The sequence below is a fragment of the uncultured Litoreibacter sp. genome, assembly GCF_947487515.1.
Lineage (GTDB): Bacteria > Pseudomonadota > Alphaproteobacteria > Rhodobacterales > Rhodobacteraceae > Litoreibacter.
Genome location: NZ_CANKWO010000003.1, coordinates 774,135 through 791,842, shown reverse-complemented (window position 1 = coordinate 791,842; position 17,708 = coordinate 774,135). Strand labels below are relative to the sequence as shown.

Genomic DNA, 17,708 nt, shown 5'->3' with positions numbered 1-17,708 from the left:
GCCACCCGTGCTGGGGCCGACGGTGTCGCGCGCATTCGGCGGCGGTTGAATCAGTATAAGGTCGAGATTGATCCGAATACGCTTGGGATGAATGGCGGGAATATTCGGGTTGCGCGGAAGCGGTTGTCTGGAGGCACTACTATTGAAACGCGGAAAGCGCCTAGTCGTTCGGAACTTTCCGAAGAGCGCATTCGCGAACTTGGCGTCAATCATGAGCAAGGTAATGTGACCGATTTGCGCGAGGGCGTTGGTGGCGCTCGATATGAACAGACAACTGGCAACCCTCTTGGTCCGTCTACTACTGAAGGCGTAGATTTTTACGATGGTGACACCCCGATAAGTTTGAAAGGGCCGCTCGCACGGAAAGATACCGGTGAACTCTTACCTATCAATGACAGCATGGTAGACGGCTTAGCCGATTCTGTCGTGAAGGGCGCGAAGACTAACACAGCGACACGCGACATTGTTGTTGATACCCTTGGCCTGTCTGATACTCAGCGCCATCGACTGACCGAGCGTATTAAAGGGGGGCTTGAGAACTTTGACGCAATGCCAACGAATATTGTGATATTGGAGTAGAAATGGCACACGAGATGGTTAGCATTGATGGCGAGGTCAGAGCCTTCCATCACCTTGAGATTGAGTTATGCTTTAGAGCCATGATTTCAGTGATGAGTAGCTCTTCAAACCCCAAGGATGCCAAAGTGGCCCAGACTTGGATGGATGGATTGCAAAACATTGCAGTGGGACTAGTGAATGTCGATCTCTCACCACATTATGAGGGTCAAAATGACCGCAAGCATCTATTAGATGTGTTACATTCTGCTCGACGTGTTTTGCCATCTGATGGTTCTATCTCGACTACAGAATTGAATGCCAAAATTGGGTCCGAGATACATACTTCGGATGGGTATCTTGATGCTGAAACCATAGATAGAGCGTTTAGAAAAATGACGATTTTCGTTGCGGGTTCTTAATCAGCCGTGTGCGCTAAAAGTGGTATTTTGCATGTAGGGACGGTTTCCTAAAGAGATCGGTAAAGGTTTGCGCGACGAACTAGAAGCCGCCACCCGTGTTGGCGCGGCTTCCCAGTTGTTCGGTCGCCGACTATCACGGAAACAAACATTAATCCTGGAGCGGACTTTCCGAACCAAGCGACTGATGTGTTTATCATCAAAGGAACCACCCGCACTAGCGTAGTTCCGACCAATCCAAACTGGACGCCATAATGATTGATTTTGAGAAACTGAACAAAGAAAATACTTTAGTCGCACCTGTCATGCAATCGTGTGTAGGAGCCATTTCCCCCAATATGCGGATGATTTCATTTTCCTACAAAGAGAAGCAAATCGACATATTTTTTGACCTCAGTGAGGCCTCAAGTGAAGACAATGAAGAGGCTACAGATATCGCAGATGATCTTTCAATTTACACCGAAAATTTTCGGGTCATAGAACATGTGAGGGTTGTTGGGCATGGACGTCTTCCATTGCCAAGTGATGAAACGATAGTAATCTACAAGCAACGTGAACAAGAGCCTATTTCCTGACCGAAACCTAAATGCGAAGAGGCCTATAAAATGACATTATCAAGTAATGTGATTTTAATTCCTTCACTGTCGGATCGCGAGGCACAATTGTTACCTCTCGATAAGATAGAGGCCCGTCTCAGCGTGCGAATTCCAAGTGAATATCTCCGTTTGATTGCGCCTGAGCACAGAGCCGTCATGTTCGATAAGGCGACAGAAATAAAGCCATTGATGCCAAGCCCTTTAACTTCAAAAACGGGCTTCCAATCTGTACTTACCCTATTTGGATTGTCTGACGGTGATCATGGAATAATGAAGAATTTTCAGCGTCTCAATGGACGGCTAGAAAGCAAGTATGTTCCGATTGCAGAAGATGGCCTTGGAAACCTTTACATGCTAGACGCCCAAACTAAACAGATCGTTTTTTGGCATCACGAATGCCCCGACGGAGAGAATAGCCCAACGGCCTATACAGTGGTTGCGGAAGATATATCGAGTTTTATCGCAGGCTTACAACCTGCCAAAAATCCAAAAGATGTGGATCTTAGCGCTGGTGTGAAGCGAGTCCAATTTGACTTCTAGACGCCCGAAAATGCTCCGACAAGGCGTCGGGTTTTACTCTGCCTTGAAGCAAACACATCCAACTTGAACTGACAGTGGACCAGCGACACCTACACAGTTTCTGTTTCAGATTGACTGTTGTGAAGCCATATCCAGCAATTTGGGCAGTCTCTTCGCGCAGTTGATCGACAACGGCCAAGACTGGATCGAGCGCATGGTGCTCATCGCCAGCGAGACCTCGGCCTTCGAGAACGTCTTCCACGTCATCATGTCGGTGGCGATGAACATGGTGCCGAACTTCTGGTCCGAAATGGTCGGCGTGGTCACCGGTTTCATCCTGCCCGAGGTGCTGATCGAGATAGTTTTGGCCGTCATCGCGGCCCTAACGGGGGCCGGCGTGGCGCTTCTGGCGGGGCGGTTTGTTGCGTTCATCGGCAAGCTGCGGGGCATGGCTAGGAAGGCGGCAAGCCTCAGCGTGCTGGCGGACATACTTGATGCGTTCCGCAAAGCCATCGCCGCATTGGCCAAAATTGGCAAAGGTCTGCACGACGAACTAGAAGCCGCCACCCGTGCGGGTGCGGACGGCGTGGCGCGCATCCGCCACCGTGTGAACCAGTATAAGCTGGAGATCGATCCGAACACGCTGGGGATGAATGGCGGAAAGATTCGGGTCGACAGAAAAGCAAATCCCGAACGATTGACCCATAGTGGTGGTAGAGGCACTGCAAGTAATCGCCCATATGATCCTGATAATGCGGGCGGGCCAATACGAAGGTCAGACTGGAGAACAGCTCAAATAGATGAGAGCGGAATTTCGGATGTACGCACTCATGTTGGAAGATTTGATGACGACCCTGCCAATGCAGCGATGATAGATCGACTTGATCGGATAAGTCGAGGCGAGCTAGCCCCGACTGATTACGATCTCCGCTACTATACTCATGAAATGAGAGAACTGGAGCGGTATCGAAATTTAGGCATTCCTGACGGCGTCGATCCAGGATACGATGTTTGGAACAATGCACACACAGCAACCCTTGAAGATTTCGGGTTGAGTGACTTAGATGCTAACGGAAACTCTATACTTTATCATCCAAGCACATGGAGCCTATGAATGATTGCTGAGCCAGATAAAGTTCGAATCGAAATATTAAAGCTCATTGTCGAAAACGAGCCTATAGGTTGGTATGCTATGGAGCGAAAACTTCGGGTGCCGAGGGGCGATTTTCGTGAAGGATATACATTGATGTCATACCTCAAAGAGCTTGAGGAAGAAGGGTTTGTTACCCGTAATGATGAAGATAAATATATAAGTAATAAGATCCCATAATATAGTTTCAAAATAGTCGGTTTTGGTAGGTTTGTGTCCGCCTTCATGTAAGCTGAACAAGTAAACGACCGTCTATTTTTCACACAACCCCATCCAGAAGGCCACGATTGTGGAGCATAGGCCGCAGCCTCCATTTCCCACCATCACAAACCTCGTCCAAAATCAAAGCAGTTGTTGAAGGTTTTTGATAGAACAACAGCAGCAGCGATCTTTGGCTGCCTTGCGGGTAGCAAGGCAAACCATCGTCGCCCACCGCCTTGCTCTTTGATCCGTTAGTTGCGCCATGGCTTTGTGCATATCTTCGATGTGTTGGGGTTGGCATATCATTCTTACCGGATCTCAACCCATGAAACAGCGACTTTCACTGCCCGATGACCTTTACCCCGTTGAAGCCTTTTTCAACGTTCTAACGGATGCCAGTTTTGTCAAAGCACTATCCTCTTTCGCAGAAGGGTGGGGTTATAATCCTGAAGATAAGACTTGCGACTTTCCCAACGATCTAGTCGAAGAGGAAGGTGGTCCACCCGAACGTTTCAGCTACATTGAGGTCTGGACTTATGCAAACAACCAAGAGGTTCGCGTGTCGTTTAACGACTTTTCAAAGTATTTGGTAAGTGCCTTAGAGGCGCAAATCTTGTCTGATCCGAGTAACGCGGAACTGTGGAAAGCGGCTGGGGGGAAGGCTGTAGCGACACTGAAAGGCATAGATGACGCTCACCTACGGTACATTTCTACTCAAAGCAGCTAAGCTTACCGGACCGTCAAGAACCGCCATAATTTGACACTCGAAAACGGAGTCGAAGGCAGTGATGTAAGGATAGAACAGCTTCGTGATGCATTGGAAAGTAGCGAAGGTGTCTAGCCCATAAGCCCATCCTCCACGTCATCATGTCGGTGGCGATGAACATGGTGCCGAACTTCTGGTCCGAAATGGTCGGCGTCGTCACCGGCTTCATCCTACCCGAGGTGCTGATCGAAATCGTCCTCGCGGTGATTGCTGCCCTGACAGGGGCTGGCGTGGCTCTTCTGGTGGGGCGATTTGCGGCGTTTATCGGTAAGCTGCGCGGCTTGGCGGTGAAGGCCAAAAGCCTCGGTGTTTTGGCTGATATCCTAGACGCCTTCCGCACCGCGATTACGGCTCTCGCCAAGATCGGCAAAGGTCTGCACGTTGAAATCGAAGCATTGACCCGCGCCGGAGCCGACGGTGTGGCGCGTATCCGGCAGCGGTTGAACCAGTATAAAGTCGAGATTGATCCGAAGACGACACAGAAGAATGGCCCCGACATCGTCGTAGGAAGAAAAGCTGCAACTAGAGCCGAAGGATTGCAGAACATTCGCAAACAGATTGCAGAAGAAGGAGCCGAAATTGTAACCGACTCTGATCCAGAAATTAAACGCCTTCTGGATTACAATGCACGTCAAATGGGAATGGACCCAGCAGACATACATGCCGCAACGATCGGTGACAATGTATTGATTCGAGAAGCCTATAAAGACAACCCTCGAATTTTAGCCGAAGAACTCGCCCATGTTCGACAACAGACTTCGGGCAGAGTAAGCTCAATGAACATAGACGCTATGGAGATCGAAGCGCGAGAGTTCGTCATCGAGAACGCCAGAGAGTTTGGTGTTACTTTGGACGAAATATCGGAAATGACTCGAGAAATCACGCATATAAAAAATAATGGGTACTAGAGAATGAGCAGTAGTTTGAAAGCTGAGCTTCGATTGATTGAAGAATTGTATATTCCGGCAATCAGTGAGCAAAAAGAAACAGGTTACGTGTCCTTGAAGCACCCTGAAACGGGGGAGATTTTGAGTGTCCATAGAAATGACGCAGCTGGGTCTGTTGTCGTATCAACCCCAATGAAAGGAGTGTTGTACCGTCTAAAATTCAAACCTAAGGGCTAGTTTTTTCCTCAGACGCATTCTGAAAGCAAAAATGAAATTAACAGTCTCACCACTCAATTCCGTCAAGCGCTACACGATATCTGAGCCAAAGGGAGTGGATATTGAACGTGCCATCTCTACTCTGGTAGAAGTAGGTGGAGACATAGCGCTTGCGCCGGGAGAAAACGAAAGACTGTGGGCGCGAACAAATGGGCGCAATTTTGTGTTGGCGATTTTCGATGGTGGCGGTGACGAGCTGGGTAGCTTTACAGCACACCTCCAGAAGAAAATTGACGCCGTCGAAATTCCGCCAACGATCGAAATTAACGGTGATCTGTGGCCTACTGATGTTGTCTGCAATGATCCCGCGCGGGTCTGCGAAATCTTAATTTATTACCTTGGGTCTGGAAACCTCTTGGAACGACATGACTGGATAATGTGGGATTAAGTGACTTTAACTGACGCAAATATTTTTAGACTATCTCCTGAATATGCTTGCTTCCCATTGTGGAGTGTTGGGACAGATGGTGGCCTCAAGAACGCTGTTGCACATTCGTTTGGGCTTCCTAAAAATCTAGCTGACGAAATCGAAGCTTGGGGTGATATCTTCGAAAGCACTTACAACTCAGAGTACCCTCCACACTCAGGATTTGACTCTGAGGGAGAGGTTTTGAACTTCAAAGCCAGAGGTGAAGAGTTAAAGCAAAAGTTAGAGCAATTCTTTGGCGGAGAACGGACGATCGAATTCCGCGTGAAAAACGTAACCATTCGCCAGATGAGTTGAGTTATTCTCAAATAGATACTCGGCTTTGCACCAAATACTGATGGGATACTCGCCTAGTCGTGAACTATCGAGAGCTTTGAAATGTCGCTAGACGTAACACTATACACGAATATTGATGATAAAGCGCTCCAAGCGCTTTTAGAGCAGCGGCTTAAACACTCTGCGTTCGCGGAACACCAAGACTGGTAAAAAGCTTTTCCACCCGGCCCCTTTGATTAAGGCATACTTCCTGACGAAGGAATTGAATTGAAGGTTAAATCGAGAGCGATGTTTCGCCTTAAAAAAGAAGCCTACACAGAAGAGCTCGCTTTTCTTAATGCACTTTTGGCAGAAATAGACATGAGCCATCAAGCCTGCATGCTACTCAATGGTGAGAAGATCGTGGTGTAGGCCAAGATGGATTTTCATCCTTTGACGGTCGACGCGGTAGGTTTCATAAACTACGCGGCGGGTGAATTTTGAGTTTTCCCCATGAGTCGTGAACCGATTTTGCATCAACCCTGCTGCTGAATTCCAATTTCAGAGCAACCGTAAGATGTGTGTGATAGCACCACACCTTTTAAAAAGGAGAGTTGGGCAGTCTCTTCGCGCAGTTGATCGACAACGGCCAAGACTGGATCGAGCGCATGGTGCTCATCGCCAGCGAGACCTCGGCCTTCGAGAACGTCTTCCACGTCATCATGTCGGTGGCGATGAACATGGTGCCGAACTTCTGGTCCGAAATGGTCGGCGTGGTCACCGGTTTCATCCTGCCCGAGGTGCTGATCGAGATAGTTTTGGCCGTCATCGCGGCCCTAACGGGGGCCGGCGTGGCGCTTCTGGCGGGGCGGTTTGTTGCGTTCATCGGCAAGCTGCGGGGCATGGCTAGGAAGGCGGCAAGCCTCAGCGTGCTGGCGGATATCCTCGACGCATTCCGCAAAGCCATCACAGCATTGGCTAAAATCGGCAAGGGTTTGCACGACGAACTAGAAGCTGCCACCCGTGCTGGGGCCGACGGTGTCGCGCGCATTCGGCGGCGGTTGAATCAGTATAAGGTCGAGATTGATCCGAACACGTTGGGAGCGAATGGCGGAAATATAAAAATTCGTCGAAAGAGCAAGCCTCACGGAAAACGCACCCGTATTGGAGCAAAAGAAGATGCCGACACTCGTAGATCCTTGAAACGTGAAAATGACGCTGCGGACATCCTCGCTGCTGAGGACTACGACGTAGAACAAAATCCCAATATCCTTGGCCTTTAAAACTCGGACTACAAAACAAACGGTGACGTTTAAGATAACATTGCTCCTTCTACGAATAACCCAAGAAGCATTTGGAGTAGCGTAGAAAAGAAGATACTTGAAAGACAAACAGAGCGAGTGGTGATAAATTTACAAGATAGCGCGGTCGATCTGAAAGCACTTAATGACCAATTTTCAACTTGGCCCATTGAAGGGCGTAAAGATGTAATAATAATACGACCTGATGGTTCTATAGGAGGACTATAAAATGTCTCTTGATATCACATTATATACAGACATGCCCGCAGTTGATCTTCACACGCTATTAGTGAAAGAGACTAAGGGCGAAAAATTCGCAGCGAACGAGAGTTGGACTAAAGTCCACCCTCCAGGTCGCTTTGACTCCGAAGTGCTCGGAGAGGTAGGCATAAAAATTAATATCGTATCCAGAGTGTTTTTTAGAGTGAACAAATTTGATATTCGTAACGAATATGCCTTTCTTAATCTTTTACTCGGAAAAGTATCACGTACTCATGAGGCTGCGATGTTGCTTAATGGCGAGACGGTCATGTTTGCTCCTACAGAAAGTTCGTTTGACTGACGAAAGACAAGTTGGAAGAACTTAGGCAGACTACAACCAAGTTACTCACTTTGTAATTGAATGAACCCATGAAAACGATATCTGTGCCGACCTCCCCTCTAGCCGCCGAGCGGCTTGATCTTGGACAAGAACAAGAAACTGATACCTTGGATATGCTTTTGTCTGAGCAAGAATTTAATGTACTCTTTAGCTCTGGCTTCATCGAACAGGTGAACAAGTTAGCAAACGTGAACATTGACGATTATGAAGATGAAGTGATTTCCGATCCGCGCGGATTGAAGGTTTGTGAAAATTTGTCGGTTGAGTTTTTTAACAGAACCCAACTAGAGGTGTTTTCAAAAATTATAGCACAAGCGGAATTCGCCCAAAAAGCTGGAACCAGTCTTCATTTCTTCTTTTAGGAGAGAAGAGGTCTTTCTAAAACCTGTTCCACGTCATCATGTCGGTGGCGATGAACATGGTGCCGAACTTCTGGTCCGAGATGGTCGGCGTCGTCACCGGTTTCATCCTGCCCGAGGTGCTGATCGAGATAGTTTTGGCCGTCATCGCGGCCCTAACGGGGGCCGGCGGGGCGCTTCTGGGGGGGCGGTTCGTTGCGTTCATCGCCAAGCTACGGGGCATGGCTAGGAAGGCGGCAAGCCTCGACGTGCTGGCGGATATCCTCGACGCGTTCCGCAAAGCCATCACAGCATTGGCTAAAATCGGCAAGGGTTTACACGATGAACTAGAAGCTGCCCCCCCCGTGCTGGGGCCGACGGTGTCGCGCGCATTCGGCGGCGGTTGAATCAGTATAAGGTGGAGGTTGATCCGAATACCCTGGGCATGAGCGACGGCAATATCAGGATCACCCGCAAAGGCCGTCTGCCCGGTAAGCGCATTAATCCGCCGGGGGACATCCCTTGTTTCAACAAGCCCGCAGGCGTCACCGACCGCGATTTCATGGAGCAGCTGCTGGAACAGGAAGACGCCATCAACAACACCGACATCGCGGAACTGATCCAGCGTCGGGATATGGTGAAGCAGATGGGAACAGGCGCGCTGCGGGATCGGGGGGCACAGACAACTGCAAGAACGAAATGGACTAGCAGTAAGGTCCGTGAGCTATTAGCTGCGGGCATGTCACCATCGAAAGCTAAGCAGGCTGCAGCGAAAGAAGCGGCAAACTTAGATGCTACACATGTCCTCGACATCGTGGCCGGAGGTCATGCATCAGAACTCTCTGGCCTGCAAAACAGTTCCGTGAACCGCTCGATTGGCAGCCAGTGGCGCAACAGGGTAGATACTCTGGATGAGGCTCTGGCAGATCATGCGGTTCAGGGCGGGGTGAAGGCGAATGTGAGACTCAAAAAATGCTGAGAGCAAGATGAACAACTCGGAATACATAGCAGATATATTTTTAGAAAACGGGGCTTTCGAAAAGCCGCAGCAGGTTTCGGGTGACACTGTTGAAACTTATAGGTCGAAACTCCCCGAACTGTTGCTCGACATTTGGAAGCAGCATGGCGTAGGAGGCTGGTACAACGGCCTGTATAGGCTGTGCATCCCAAATGATTTTGAGGGCCTGCTCTCTCAAGTTTTTCATGCGGACGATGACTTCTCACATAATGACTGCAACGTCATAGCGTATTCAGCCTTTGGTAATTTGGTTGTGTGGAGTGAGCGTCATGGACTGGTGGAAATCAGTTTGTTGCGAGGAGTATTGACCTGCGATGATTTGTTACACTTGGAGAAGAAAACGAAATCTTCCATCAGCCTTACCTCTGAGTTCTACATGCTGAGTGAAAAATCCAGCCTTGAAGCCCACAACGCCTACGACGACGCCGACAAACCGCTGTTTGCCCGCGCCCGCAAACGGCTGGGCGATCTGGAACCGGGCGAGTGCTATGGCTTCTTCCCGGCGCTGGCCATGGGCGGCGCCCCCCGGCTGGAAAATCTCAAGCGCACCAAGGCACTGGAACACTTCCTATTCCTGGCGCAGCTGCAGCAGTTCACCCTGATGGATTACCTTTCCCGCCCGATCCGCGCGGTGCGGATGATCGGCTAGCGGCGGTGATGATGAAGAGCTGAGGCTCAGGCAGTCGCCTGAAGCCTCGGCGTTCTGGCCAGCATCGGCAAAGGCCTGCACGACGAGATCGAAGCCGCCACCCGTGCTGGGGCCGACGGCGTGGCGCGCATTCGGCGGCGGTTGAACCAGTATAAGGTTGAGGTTGACCCGAATGCTCTAGGTTCGAACCTCAGGAATGTTCGGATTGCGCGAAAGCCTAGAATTTCTCCAAAAGTTGCTCCAAAGGTAGACGATCTTGACGATGCCCGAGTGCAGAATTTCAACCGAAACCACGAGCAGAGCGGAAAGATAGATATGGCTGAAGGGATTGGAAGTGCGAGGTATGAAGCCGCGAGTGGGAAAACTTTGACGCAATCCATTATAGAAGGCGTGGATATAATGGATGGCGCTACCGGTGTTCAACTTAAAGGGTCTCTCGTCAACAAAATGACTGGTGAGATCCTGAGTGTTAATGATGGTATGGTTGATGGATTGGTTAACTCGGCGGTACATGATGCAACTGTTAATTCAGCGTCTAGTCGGCTCGTCGTGGATACCCTAGGAATGTCCTCGGCTCAGCGAGACCGACTCATTTCCGGAATTCAGCGTGGTTTGAGCAACCTACCACATCTCAATAAAGATATTATTATATTAGAGTAACATATGGCCCATTCGTTCATCAGCTATAAAGAAAAGTCAGAAATGTTTCGTGACTCAGAGGTTTTCTTGATCATTGGGCTCATGAGGGAGACAGCTAAAGGCGATTCAGATCAGCCGGTTTTCTTGAACTTAGATCGTTGGTTTTTTGGTTATGATGAGTTTCCTAGTGGAGCCCTTGATCTGGGGCTGAATGATTGTCTATCTGATCAAGCAACACGAGATCAATTTTCTCTATGTATACAGAGAACAATTCAGAGCATTCGTAGTTTAGGGGCGGTCGTGCCTGGGGCGTGGTTGTCTGAAATTTTGGATGATGGCGATCGAGTGCAATACAACGATAGGGATGCGGCGGAAATAGTCGCCGCTCTTAATCGGTTTCATGAATTGTTTGTATAGATGGCAATCAGGCCAGTCATGCACCGGCATCCACACCGGACCACGTAAATAAAGTTAATCACGCCTTCGGCACCGAAGATATGACAAATGTCGTACAGCAGGTCCACCAAGCGATTTCGTCATGCCAAGTTCTGAATTTAACAGCATAGTCAGTGAAACTGGTTAGATGAAAATGTGAAGTTTTGGCCATGAAAACAAATGATATATCAGCAATGATCAGTTCTCATGCTGAGTGGCTGAACACTGCTGGTAGTGCTGGTAGTGCTGGAAAGCGGCCCCTTCTGACAAGGAGAAAATGCCATAAATTCCAGCTGTTTGGTGACAAAATCGTGCCACTCTATTCAGATTAAACACATTCAAAATGCAAATACTGATTCAGATCAAAAGCATAGCAAGCTGCAGCAGCAAAACCCGTGCGACGGAAAAATCGGCTATGTCCGTGTTTAAGACGCAAATCATCCGAAGCCCTCCAGATCGAAGCGCCAAATGCCGCGGGGTGCGCCGTCCTATATCGGGATCACGGTGTATCTGGTGCCGAGAAGCCGAGTAACTCCATCACCGAAATATGGTCGTTATCACGGTCATTCATCAAATGGTCGGCCAGCGCGACAGCGACAGCTCTTTGAGACCCTTTCAGGATCATGACTTGATCCCCAAAGCCCGCATCAGCGTCACGCGCATCCAAGCAATCTAGCTATGGCCCCGTTGAGATCAGCCTCTAACTCATCATCGACATAGAGGGTGCCTTGGTGAATGGCCTTGGCAATCTGGTTGAGATTGTTCGCTGATCTCGTCGCTCCCAGCTTGGCTAGCACCTCAGCCAAGAGCCGTTGCTCCGCAACAGTTGGTTTGGTCCGCTTGCGGTATTTGGGAGCCGCATCGGTAAAAACCACAGACTTGATATACGACGCCAAGGGCATCGACCCAGCTTGCGCTTCAAGCTGTTCGCGTTCCTCCGTCGTCAATCGCAGTGAAAATGGTGCGGGGCGTGAGGGTTTGGGATTTGATTGCGAAGTACTCATGGGCGTGGCCTTCGCAACTTAGGTGCCGCTGACGTGTTCGACTTCGCATCGCCCTCTTTCGAATTGGCCAGCAAACGCAGTGCTTTAACCAATTCAGGATCAGACCGCAGGTAGTGTTCCCAATGCTCCAGTTCCTCAAACAAATCATGGTGCGAAACACGTTCTAGATTTTCGACGCCAAGCGCACCATTTCCCCGACATCCTACCTGCAAAGAATGGTCGTGGCCCCGCCTGCGTTCAGGCGAAGCCATTGGGTTGATCAGTCCACCCATTCCCATGGGCGCGTAAACGCCCCTAGTACGTGCATGACTGCATCTTCGGTGACATCGCCGCGCTTGGCGACTTGGGCTACGAGGCCGCGCTTTTTGTCTTCCAGAACGGACACGACCTCTGCTGCAACATCGGCCTTTTCAAGGGCTGCATTGTAGATGCGGGTGATGGCCATCTTGCGCAGCTCTGGCTTGAAGATCTTGCCCACTGCGGTTTTTGGCAGTTCATCCATAAGCTCGATATACTTTGGGTGGGCTGCGCGCTCATGGACCTTTTCTTTGGCAAAGCTCATTAAATCGTCAACGGTTGCAGTGCCGCCATCGACCAGTTCTACATACACACAAGGGATTTCCCCTGCATGCGCGTCCGGCTGCCCAATCGCCCCTGCAAAGCTGACATCAGGGTGGCCAGCCAGAGCTTCCTCGATTTCAGCGGGGTCGATGTTATGGCCGCCGCGAATGATCAAATCCTTAGCGCGCCCCGTGATCCACAGGTACCCGTCTTCGTCCAACCGGCCCAAATCGCCTGTCCGCAGGTATTTGTCGTCGTAGTAGAGGTCTAGGTTTTTGTCGTCTTCCGTGTAGGTGTGCCCGGCAAACACGCCAGGATTGAACACGCAAATTTCGCCAATTTCATCCACTCCGCACTCGGAGCCATCTGCCACACTTCGGATCGTCACATCTGTATGCGGGAACGGAATTCCAATGGAGCCGATTTTCTTTTCCCCAGTCGGCGGGTTGATCGAGACAAGGCAAGTGGCCTCGGTCAGACCGTAGCCTTCAACGATAGTCACACCGCAGGCTTTCTCAAACCTGTTGTACAGCTCTACCGGCAAGGGCGACGAGCCAGAAAACGCAATCTGCAAGCTAGAGATATCCGCATTGACGGGGCGTTGCATCAAAGCAGATATCGCAGTCGGAACGGTGATCATGAAGGTCACTTGGTAGCGTTCGATCAGCTTCCAAAAGTTGTCGAATACCCCTTCACCGCGATAGCCTTGCGGCGTGGGAAAGACCACCTCGGCGCCCGATGCGATCACCGACATGAAAATCACGTGGCTGGCGAACACATGGAACAGCGGCAGCGGGCACATGAGCACGTCGTCTTCAGTGAACAACAGCTTTCGTCCCAGCCAGCCATTGTAAATCACACCGGAATACTTGTGCTGCGCTACCTTTGGCATGCCGGTGGTGCCGCCTGTGTGGAAGTAGAAAGCTACGCGATCCCCCGAGCTATCTTCAAAGGCCAAGGCGGTGGGTTGCTTGGCCATCTCGGCGTTGAAATCCAACACTTTGGCATGATGGGAGGCATGTACCTTTGGCCGAATGAAAGGCACGATCAGCTTCTTCACCCCACTCAAGTAGCGCAGCAGATCGATCTCCAAAATGGCCTTAACGTTCGGGGCATGCCCCACGGCCTCGGCGACTTTTTGGGCAAGGTCGGTTTTTGGGAAGGATTTCAGCGTCACGACCACTTTGGCATTGGTTTCGCGCAGAATGGCACTGATTTGCTCGGGCTCTAACAGCGGGTTGATCGGATTCACGATCCCCGCAATCGAGCCGCCAATCAAGGTAAACGCGGTCTCGCTGGCGTTGGGCAGAACAAAGGCCACAACATCATCTTCCCCAACTCCCAGAGACCTGAACAGGTTCGCCGTTTGGCAACATTTTGCGTGCAACTCGGTCCAGCTTAGAGTTTCCTTCTTGTCCGTCGCACCAGAGGTCAGCTGGTAGGAAAACGCATTGCGCTCGCCAAACTTGTCCTTGGTGTTGGTCAAAAACTGATACATCGTTTTCGGAAGGTCGCGATCTTCCCAAGCGCTTTCGGCCTGAATCGCATCCCGATCTGCTTTGGTAGCAAAATTTCCCATGTCTTCCTCCCTAGGTGATCCGTTTTCGGACCATTCTTATGTTGTAGATGAACGTAGAGAGAACGACGCGTGGCGCAAGACTAACGCTGCGCCAAAACGCAAAAAAGGGGCCATAAGGGCCCCCTTTCCAAAAATTCCAATGCCGACTTAATCTTGCGGGATCCGCAAAACCTGACCCGGATAGATTTTATCAGGGTGGGACAGCATGGGTTTATTTGCCTCGAAGATTTCTTCATAGCGGGCGCCATTGCCCAATGCTTTGGCAGAAATCGCCCAAAGTGTGTCGCCCTTCTCAACTGTGTGAAAGACCGGATCACCGCCCGCGACGTCGTCTTCCACCTTGGCCACGCCTTCGACGTTGCCCACAGCCAAAATGACCTTTTCCTTGATCTCTTGGCTCACTGCGTCGCCGGTCACTTTGACCTTGTCACCGTCAACCGAGATTTCCAGACCAGAGGCATCCAGCCCCAAATCCGCGATCTCTTTTTGCAATGTCTCGGCATCCGGCTCGGCCGCTTCAGCGGCGCCAAACAGCGACTTCCCTGCGTCTTTTACGAAACTCCAAAGGCCCATGTCTCATCTCCCTAAATGACATTTTTGGTTGGGGTGACGATGATCGGCCATGCGCACTTTGGCAAGGCTGGAAATACGGGGAATTATTCCTGCGTGGCCCCAGCGGTAAACTGCAGCTTGGCAAGACGCGCATAGAGCCCGCCTTGGGCCACCAAATCCTCATGAGTTCCCGTCGCCACAATGCGACCTTCATCAAACACCACGATACGGTCCGCCTTTTTCACGGTTGCCAAGCGGTGCGCCACCACCAATGTCGTGCGGTCGCGGCTTAGGTGATCCACGGCCTCTTGAACCAAGGCCTCGCTTTCTGCGTCCAAAGCCGAGGTGGCTTCGTCCAGCAGCAAAATCGGGGCATCGCGCAAAATGGCGCGCGCGATTGCGATCCGCTGCTTTTGGCCGCCAGACAGCATGACACCGCGCTCACCAACATATGTGTCATAGCCCTCGGGCAACTTGCACAAAAAGTCGTGGGCCGCTGCGGCCTTCGCGGCATTTTCAACTTCCGCATCAGATGCACCCGGACGACCAAAGCGAATGTTTTCGCGTGCAGAATCGGCGAAGATCACCGGATCTTGTGGCACCAATGCGATGGAGCGGCGGAAGTCTTCTCGCGCCACATCTTGCAGCGCAATGCCGTCCAATCGAATGGTGCCGCTGGTCGGATCATAAAAGCGAAGCAACAGCTGGATGATCGTTGTTTTGCCTGCCCCAGACGGCCCAACAAGAGCAATGGTTTCCCCTGCAGAGACATCAATCGACACATCGTCCAATGCTGCAATGTCGGGACGCGCGGGGTAATGAAAGGTGACATTTTTGAACTGAACAGCGCCGGTCAGCCGTCCGATTTTCTTGGGGTTTTCGGGGTCACTTACTTTGTCTTCGGCGCCCAGCAACTCGACCAAACGCTCGGTCGCACCGGCAGCGCGCTGCAGCTCGCTCCAAATTTCAGACAGCGCTGCTACCCCCCCTGCAACCATGATGGCGTAGATCAAGAATTGCACCAACTCGCCTGCCGACATGATGTCCGCACGCACATCTCGTGCACCGATCCACAACACGCCAACCACGCCCGTAAAGACCAAAAATATCACAATGACCGTCATGACAGCCCGCGTCCCGATGCGCTTGCGAGCGGCCTCAAAGGCGGCTTCGGTGAAGCCTGCGAATTTAACCCGTGACGGGGCCTCATTGGTAAAGGCTTGCACTGTTTGCACCGACAGCAGCGTCTCGGACGCATTGCCAGAGGAGGCAGCGATCTGGTCTTGGTTTTCACGCGACAGGACCCGAAGACGACGCCCCAAGACGATAATCGGCACGATCACCGCAGGCACAATCAGCAACACCAATGAGGTCAGCTTGGCAGAAGTCAGCAGCATCAAGATCAAACCACCAAGCAAAATCAGCACATTGCGCAACGCAATTGAGACCGACGAGCCGATGACCGACAAGATAAGTGTCGTGTCCGTGGTGATGCGCGACAGGACTTCACCGGTCATGACACGTTCAAAGAACTCCGGCCCCATGGAGATCGTTTTATCAAACACCGCTCGGCGGATGTCAGCAACCACACGTTCTCCCAATCGGGTCACCAGATAGTAGCGAAGGCCAGTCCCCAGCGCCAAAAGCGCCGCGACAATCAACGCCGCGCCGAAGTACTGATCCAATAAGGCGGCTTCATCGGTTCCAAACCCGTCAACCACACGGCGCACCGCAATGGGCAACACCAATGACACGCATGCCGTCAAAGTCAGCGCCAAAAGCGCTGCGATCATCAACGGAGTATACGGGCGCATGAACGGCCATAGGGCCTTAAGCGCGCTGATCCGCTTGGATTTTTCGCGCTCTGCTTCGCTGCCTAGTGCTTTCGCCATGATGCCTCCGGTAATGGTCGGCATGGCTTAGCGGAGCTGACGCATCGCCGCAAGCGACCAGAGGCCGCACAAAGCTAGCTGGGGTCGGTATCCTCATCAAAGGTCAGCAAGGATATCTTGCGCCGCGCCCGCATCTTGGACGGCGTGACGCCATATTCGTCCTTCACCGCCTTGGCCAATGTGTTGACCGACCCAAATCCGGTCGCAACCGCGATGTCGATCATGGGCATCAGGGTTTCCTCGATCATGGTGCGGGCCCGTTTGGCCCGAAGCTTTTTGTAGAACCGCGCGGGGCTGTCGTTAAAAACCTTGCGAAAGACCCGTTCCAAATGACGGGTCGACAGACCAACTTGTGCAGTCAACTCGGCCATCGGCATTGGATCGGCAAGGGTTTCTTCCATCAAACGGATGGCTTGGGTGACATGCACATCAAACAAGCCTTCGTTATCCGCGATGTCCTTTGGCTGCTCCGCGTCACTTTTGCGGATAGTGTGCAGTAGCAGACGGTTGCCCAGCTCCGCGACTTGCGGCGCTTGGAGCTGGGGCGCGATCAGCCCGATGATCAGCTCGGCCGTGGCCCCTGCCCCTGCGGCGGTGATAATCCCGTCGCTGTTTTCCGAGAACCGTGTGGTGAGATTGGGATGATAGCCGGTTTCCTCCAAAGCGGATATATCGCGCCAATGCGTGGTGACCCGTCCGGCCGGAGATTTAGTGGCGCGTATGTAGGTTGTGGCCGCATCCGACAGCAAAACCACCAATCGGGCCTTGCGCTGCATCGCGCGCGCGCGGGCCAGCCACGCCGGTCTTGCTTCATGGCGACCGCCAACCACGACCATTACATCCGAATACCCGTAGTCCGCGATCGCCGGTTCTGCACGCACCATCAAACCGGCGCGCCCTTTCACCAAACCCGGAACGTCGGACACATATCGCCACGTGAAATTTTCACCGACGAGTACGTCATTGGCTTCGATAAGCGTATGGGTGACGGCGGCGAGTTCCAGCTCGCAAAATCCTGCAGATACAAACAGCTCGAACTGGCGGCGCGATGCAGCTCCTGATGTTCGCGTGGTCATATCTCGAGGCTC

Annotated in this window: 25 protein-coding genes; 19 read left to right on the top strand and 6 right to left on the bottom strand. The window is 51.6% G+C overall.

All coding sequences use genetic code 11. The annotated features are described in order from the left end of the window. From Q0746_RS13845 to Q0746_RS13760, 19 genes are all read left to right on the top strand, one after another. Positions 1–579: hypothetical protein (locus Q0746_RS13845; RefSeq protein ID WP_298261238.1), on the top strand; the 579-nt coding region annotated here is incomplete at its 5' end. A 2-nt stretch (positions 580–581) separates the two neighbouring features. Further along, complete coding sequence (locus Q0746_RS13840) at positions 582–977, top strand: hypothetical protein (RefSeq protein ID WP_298261237.1); 396 nt, start codon at positions 582–584, stop codon at positions 975–977. A 251-nt stretch (positions 978–1,228) separates the two neighbouring features. Continuing rightward, positions 1,229–1,549: a hypothetical protein gene (locus Q0746_RS13835; RefSeq protein WP_298261235.1), complete on the top strand. Its 321-nt coding sequence runs from the start codon at positions 1,229–1,231 to the stop codon at positions 1,547–1,549. A gap of 30 nt (positions 1,550–1,579) precedes the next feature. Then, positions 1,580–2,110, top strand: coding sequence for an SMI1/KNR4 family protein (locus Q0746_RS13830; protein WP_298261233.1), 531 nt, complete (start codon positions 1,580–1,582; stop codon positions 2,108–2,110). Positions 2,111–2,249: 139 nt separating this feature from the next. After that, positions 2,250–3,203: a hypothetical protein gene (locus Q0746_RS13825; protein ID WP_298261231.1), complete on the top strand. Its 954-nt coding sequence runs from the start codon at positions 2,250–2,252 to the stop codon at positions 3,201–3,203. After that, on the top strand, positions 3,204–3,419 hold the full coding sequence (locus Q0746_RS13820; protein ID WP_298261229.1) for a hypothetical protein: 216 nt from the start codon (positions 3,204–3,206) through the stop codon (positions 3,417–3,419). It abuts the gene before it with no gap. Positions 3,420–3,765: 346 nt separating this feature from the next. Further along, positions 3,766–4,167: a hypothetical protein gene (locus Q0746_RS13815; RefSeq protein ID WP_298261227.1), complete on the top strand. Its 402-nt coding sequence runs from the start codon at positions 3,766–3,768 to the stop codon at positions 4,165–4,167. Between the two features lie 158 nt (positions 4,168–4,325). After that, positions 4,326–5,114, top strand: a complete 789-nt coding sequence (locus tag Q0746_RS13810) for a hypothetical protein (protein ID WP_298261225.1) — start codon at positions 4,326–4,328, stop codon at positions 5,112–5,114. Between the two features lie 247 nt (positions 5,115–5,361). Continuing rightward, positions 5,362–5,757 carry a hypothetical protein gene (locus Q0746_RS13805; protein ID WP_298261223.1) on the top strand — a complete coding sequence of 132 codons (396 nt, stop codon included), beginning with the start codon at positions 5,362–5,364 and terminating at the stop codon, positions 5,755–5,757. Continuing rightward, the gene (locus Q0746_RS13800) at positions 5,758–6,093 is read left to right on the top strand and encodes a hypothetical protein (RefSeq protein ID WP_298261221.1); all 336 of its coding nucleotides are present in this window, start codon (positions 5,758–5,760) and stop codon (positions 6,091–6,093) included. 572 nt (positions 6,094–6,665) lie between these two features. Next, positions 6,666–7,334 (top strand): hypothetical protein, encoded by a 669-nt coding sequence (locus Q0746_RS13795; protein ID WP_298261219.1) that lies wholly within the window; start codon positions 6,666–6,668, stop codon positions 7,332–7,334. Between the two features lie 39 nt (positions 7,335–7,373). Next, a complete protein-coding gene (locus tag Q0746_RS16750; protein ID WP_363322773.1) occupies positions 7,374–7,580 on the top strand; it encodes a hypothetical protein in 207 nt (68 codons plus the stop codon). Position 7,581: 1 nt separating this feature from the next. Beyond that, the gene (locus Q0746_RS13790; protein WP_298261217.1) at positions 7,582–7,914 is read left to right on the top strand and encodes a hypothetical protein; all 333 of its coding nucleotides are present in this window, start codon (positions 7,582–7,584) and stop codon (positions 7,912–7,914) included. 68 nt (positions 7,915–7,982) lie between these two features. Then, complete coding sequence (locus tag Q0746_RS13785) at positions 7,983–8,315, top strand: hypothetical protein (RefSeq protein WP_298261215.1); 333 nt, start codon at positions 7,983–7,985, stop codon at positions 8,313–8,315. Between the two features lie 56 nt (positions 8,316–8,371). After that, positions 8,372–8,698: a hypothetical protein gene (locus Q0746_RS13780; RefSeq protein ID WP_298261213.1), complete on the top strand. Its 327-nt coding sequence runs from the start codon at positions 8,372–8,374 to the stop codon at positions 8,696–8,698. A 38-nt stretch (positions 8,699–8,736) separates the two neighbouring features. Beyond that, the gene (locus Q0746_RS13775; RefSeq protein WP_298261211.1) at positions 8,737–9,270 is read left to right on the top strand and encodes a polymorphic toxin type 15 domain-containing protein; all 534 of its coding nucleotides are present in this window, start codon (positions 8,737–8,739) and stop codon (positions 9,268–9,270) included. A 7-nt stretch (positions 9,271–9,277) separates the two neighbouring features. After that, complete coding sequence (locus tag Q0746_RS13770; RefSeq protein ID WP_298261209.1) at positions 9,278–9,958, top strand: GAD-like domain-containing protein; 681 nt, start codon at positions 9,278–9,280, stop codon at positions 9,956–9,958. A gap of 315 nt (positions 9,959–10,273) precedes the next feature. Then, complete coding sequence (locus tag Q0746_RS13765) at positions 10,274–10,618, top strand: hypothetical protein (protein WP_298261207.1); 345 nt, start codon at positions 10,274–10,276, stop codon at positions 10,616–10,618. 3 nt (positions 10,619–10,621) lie between these two features. Then, on the top strand, positions 10,622–11,014 hold the full coding sequence (locus tag Q0746_RS13760) for a hypothetical protein (protein ID WP_298261205.1): 393 nt from the start codon (positions 10,622–10,624) through the stop codon (positions 11,012–11,014). Positions 11,015–11,531: 517 nt separating this feature from the next. Here the strand turns inward: Q0746_RS13760 and Q0746_RS13755 are convergent. From Q0746_RS13755 to Q0746_RS13730, 6 genes are all read right to left on the bottom strand, one after another. Further along, a complete protein-coding gene (locus Q0746_RS13755; RefSeq protein ID WP_298261203.1) occupies positions 11,532–11,699 on the bottom strand; it encodes a hypothetical protein in 168 nt (55 codons plus the stop codon). Next, complete coding sequence (locus Q0746_RS13750) at positions 11,686–12,036, bottom strand: hypothetical protein (protein WP_298261201.1); 351 nt, start codon at positions 12,034–12,036, stop codon at positions 11,686–11,688. The genes Q0746_RS13755 and Q0746_RS13750 overlap by 14 nt, the downstream gene beginning before the upstream one ends. A 259-nt stretch (positions 12,037–12,295) precedes the next feature. After that, positions 12,296–14,176 (bottom strand): acyl-CoA synthetase, encoded by a 1,881-nt coding sequence (locus tag Q0746_RS13745; protein ID WP_298261199.1) that lies wholly within the window; start codon positions 14,174–14,176, stop codon positions 12,296–12,298. A 147-nt stretch (positions 14,177–14,323) separates the two neighbouring features. Next, positions 14,324–14,749 carry a peptidoglycan-binding protein LysM gene (gene lysM, locus Q0746_RS13740; protein ID WP_298261197.1) on the bottom strand — a complete coding sequence of 142 codons (426 nt, stop codon included), beginning with the start codon at positions 14,747–14,749 and terminating at the stop codon, positions 14,324–14,326. Between the two features lie 83 nt (positions 14,750–14,832). Further along, on the bottom strand, positions 14,833–16,620 hold the full coding sequence (locus tag Q0746_RS13735) for an ABC transporter transmembrane domain-containing protein (protein WP_298261195.1): 1,788 nt from the start codon (positions 16,618–16,620) through the stop codon (positions 14,833–14,835). Positions 16,621–16,694: 74 nt separating this feature from the next. Then, the gene (locus tag Q0746_RS13730) at positions 16,695–17,696 is read right to left on the bottom strand and encodes a helix-turn-helix domain-containing protein (protein ID WP_298261194.1); all 1,002 of its coding nucleotides are present in this window, start codon (positions 17,694–17,696) and stop codon (positions 16,695–16,697) included. Positions 17,697–17,708 lie beyond the last annotated feature (12 nt).